Annotated in this window: 5 protein-coding genes; 3 read left to right on the top strand and 2 right to left on the bottom strand. The window is 65.7% G+C overall.

Features of this window, described 5'->3' with window-relative positions; translation table 11 throughout:
* From apbC to AC1DT2_RS19115, 3 genes are all read left to right on the top strand, one after another.
* A partial coding sequence (gene apbC, locus AC1DT2_RS19105) for an iron-sulfur cluster carrier protein ApbC (RefSeq protein ID WP_477298048.1) occupies positions 1-942 on the top strand: 942 nt, incomplete at its 5' end.
* 57 nt (positions 943-999) lie between these two features.
* Positions 1,000-1,566 (top strand): dCTP deaminase, encoded by a 567-nt coding sequence (gene dcd, locus AC1DT2_RS19110; RefSeq protein ID WP_063573581.1) that lies wholly within the window; start codon positions 1,000-1,002, stop codon positions 1,564-1,566.
* Between the two features lie 86 nt (positions 1,567-1,652).
* Positions 1,653-2,174, top strand: a complete 522-nt coding sequence (locus AC1DT2_RS19115) for a hypothetical protein (RefSeq protein WP_063573582.1) — start codon at positions 1,653-1,655, stop codon at positions 2,172-2,174.
* Positions 2,175-2,345: 171 nt separating this feature from the next.
* Here the strand turns inward: AC1DT2_RS19115 and AC1DT2_RS19120 are convergent, their stop codons facing one another.
* Together AC1DT2_RS19120 and AC1DT2_RS19125 are read right to left on the bottom strand one after the other, a co-directional pair.
* Positions 2,346-2,768, bottom strand: a complete 423-nt coding sequence (locus AC1DT2_RS19120; RefSeq protein ID WP_477298050.1) for an HIT domain-containing protein — start codon at positions 2,766-2,768, stop codon at positions 2,346-2,348.
* A partial coding sequence (locus tag AC1DT2_RS19125) for a dienelactone hydrolase family protein (RefSeq protein WP_477298052.1) occupies positions 2,765-3,199 on the bottom strand: 435 nt, incomplete at its 5' end. The genes AC1DT2_RS19125 and AC1DT2_RS19120, both read right to left, overlap by 4 nt.

Raw genomic sequence — 3,199 nt, forward strand, 5'->3', positions numbered from 1 at the left:
GCCGTGGGCTACGTGGAGAGGGCCGCCGCCGAGGCGAAAGCGGCGCTGGAAGCCGATCCGGCCATCGACGCGGCGGCTGTGTCGGTCACCTGGCGCGTCCACGCGCACAAGGTGCAGGGCCAGCTGGCGCCCCTGCCGGGCGTGAAGAACATCATTGCCGTCGCGTCGGGCAAGGGCGGCGTGGGCAAGTCCACCGTCTCGGTCAACCTCGCCCTGGCCCTCGTAGCTGAAGGCGCCACAGTGGGCATCCTCGACGCTGACATCTACGGCCCCAGCCAGCCGCGCATGCTCGGCCTGACCGGCAAGCCCAGCTCGCCGGACGGCAAGAGCATCGTGCCGATGCGTGCCCACGGCCTGCAGGCCATGTCGATCGGCGTGCTGATCGAAGAGGACACGCCGATGATCTGGCGCGGCCCCATGGTCACCCAGGCCCTGATGCAGCTGCTGACGGACACCCGCTGGGAGGAGCTCGACTACCTCATCATCGACCTGCCCCCGGGCACGGGCGACATCCAGCTGACCCTGTCACAGAAGGTGCCGGTCTCCGGCGCGATCATCGTCACGACCCCGCAGGACATCGCGTTACTCGACGCCCGCAAGGCGCTGGGCATGTTCCGCAAGGTGGAAGTGCCGGTGCTGGGTGTGGTCGAAAACATGGCTACGCACATCTGCTCGAACTGCGGCCACGAAGAGCACATCTTCGGTCAGGGCGGCGGGGCGCGCATGGCGGCAGAGGCTGGCATCCCCTACCTGGGCGACCTGCCGCTGGATATCCGCATCCGGCAGCAGTCGGACGAGGGCAAGCCCACGGTGGCGGCCATCCCCGACTCCGACCTGACGGCCCGCTACCGCGCCATTGCGCGCTCGACCGCGGCCCGGCTGTCGTTGCAGGCCCGCAACAAGGCCATTTCCTTCCCCAAGATCGTCATCCAGAACACGTAAGTAGCGTGTTCGACGGCGTTCCTATACCTTTCCGGCTCCAGCGAGGGAGATCAGTTAGTGAGCATCAAGTCCGACAAGTGGATCCGCCGCATGGCCGCGGAGCACGGCATGATCGAGCCGTTCGCGCCTGGCCAGGTCAAAGAGCGCGACGGCCAACGCCTGGTGTCCTATGGCACGTCCAGCTACGGCTACGATGTCCGCTGCGCTGCCGAGTTCAAGGTGTTCACGAACATCAACTCGACCATCGTCGATCCGAAAGCCTTCGACGAGCGCAGCTTCGTCGACGTGCATTCGGATGTCTGCATCATCCCGCCGAACTCGTTCGCACTGGCCCGCACGGTTGAGTACTTCCGTATTCCGCGCCAGGTACTGACGATCTGCCTGGGCAAAAGCACCTATGCCCGCTGCGGCATCATCGTGAACGTGACGCCGCTGGAGCCGGAGTGGGAGGGTCACGTGACCCTGGAGTTCTCCAACACCACGCCGCTGCCCGCCAAGATTTACGCCAACGAAGGCGTCGCCCAGATGCTGTTCCTCGAATCTGACGAGGAATGCGAAGTTTCTTACGCCGATCGCGGTGGCAAGTACCAGGGCCAGCGCGGCGTCACGCTTCCGAGCACCTGAACGACTCTTCACGTCGCAGACGCGCCCGACACGGGCGCGGGTTAAACTCGCCCCTTCCACGCCTTATTGAATGCACGGAGACACGCATGATCCGAGTTCCCACCCTGATGGCCCGCGCCGCCGCGGCGATTCTTCTCGCCAGCATGCTCGTGCTTGCCGGCTGCCACAGTGGCGCCTCGAAGAATGACCACATCGCCACGACGCAGGGTCAGTTCGACTACACCATTAAGGCGTACAAGAGCGGCCAGTTCATTGTCGACGGTGCCGTGCTCTCGGCCGCCGATACCGGCAGCCACTTCGCCTACCTGAAGGACCAGGGCAAGCTGCCCAAGACCGTCCTCGTGCTGCCCAGCGACGACTCGAAGATCCGTGACAACCATCTCGGCTTCATGGCTCGCATGGCGCTGGATTACAACTTCGCCGTTTACTACGACAAGAAGGGTGAGCTGGTTCGCCTGAACGCCGTTGAGTCCGAGGCTCGTCAGCTGGAAGACACGCCGAACAAGGGCGCCCTGCCTGATCGCATGGCAGGTAAGGAAGCCTCCAGCAGCCCGTATGACACGCAGAACGGTGGTGGCGGCAACGTCCAGCCGGGCGGCCAGCGCTAACCCTTAGGGGTTGCCGTTCCGCAAGAAACGAGCCCTGCTCGCGACCGCTTTCAGCGGCTCGCCGCAGGGCTCTTTCTTTGGAGCCCAGGTGACCCTGCTTTCGCTTGGTAGGAGCCGATTCATCGGCGATCCCTAACCGTGTCGCAACACCCATCGCCGATGAATCGGCTCCTACGAGAGCGCTGGCGCGAGACGTTGGCGGATGGCGTCGATCAGGCGCTCGGCTTGGCCCGCGGCATAAGGCTCCGCCTTCCCCGACCCCCAGACAGGCCCCGGCCACGCGGCGTCGCCCTCACAGCGCGCCACCACGTGGACGTGGAGCTGCCGCACGATATTGCCCAGGGCGCCGATGTTGAGCTTGTCGCAGGGCGCGACGGTCCGGAGTGCGGCGCCGGCGGCGTCGACTTCCCGCCAGAGCAGGGCGCGATCGCCCTCCGTCAGGTCCGAGACCTCGACCCTGCCTGCGAGGCGAGGGACCAGGACCAGCCACGCGAACCGGCTGTCCCGCATCAGCAGCACGCGGCAGAGCGCCAGGTCGCCGACGACAAGGGTGTCGCCAGCGAGACGGGCATCGAGTTCGAACGGTGTGCTCACGCCAGTTCGCGCGCAAAGAACGACAGGGTGCGCTCCCAGGCCAGCTTCGCGCTGGGCTCGTCGTAGCTGCCGCGCACGTCGCAGTTGAAGCCGTGATCGGCGGGGTAGACCCAGGTGTCCATCTCCGGCTTCAGCTCGCGGTGCTTTTCCACCATCTCGGGCGGGATCGAGTGGTCGCGTTCGCCAAAGTGGAAAATGACGTTCGCCCTGGCCGGCTCGGTCAGGAAGGGCAGGTTGCGCGAGCCGTAGTAGCTGGACGAGGGCAGGCCAAGGCGCAGGGCCGCCAGCGCGGCGACGGTGYCGCCCCAGCAGTAACCCACCGTGCCCACCTTGACCTTGTACTGGTCGGCGATGAGGGCAGCGGCGATACCGACATCCTGCAGGGGGCGCAGGAGGCCGAGTTCGGAGATGTATTTCACGCCCTTTTGCAT

This window comes from Luteibacter sp. P4_E6, assembly GCF_056401535.1.

Coding starts and splice junctions, on each gene's coding strand:
- AC1DT2_RS19115 (WP_063573582.1), top strand. CDS start 1,653: ATGATCCGAGTTCCCACCCTGATGGCCCGCGCCGCCGCGGCGATTCTT.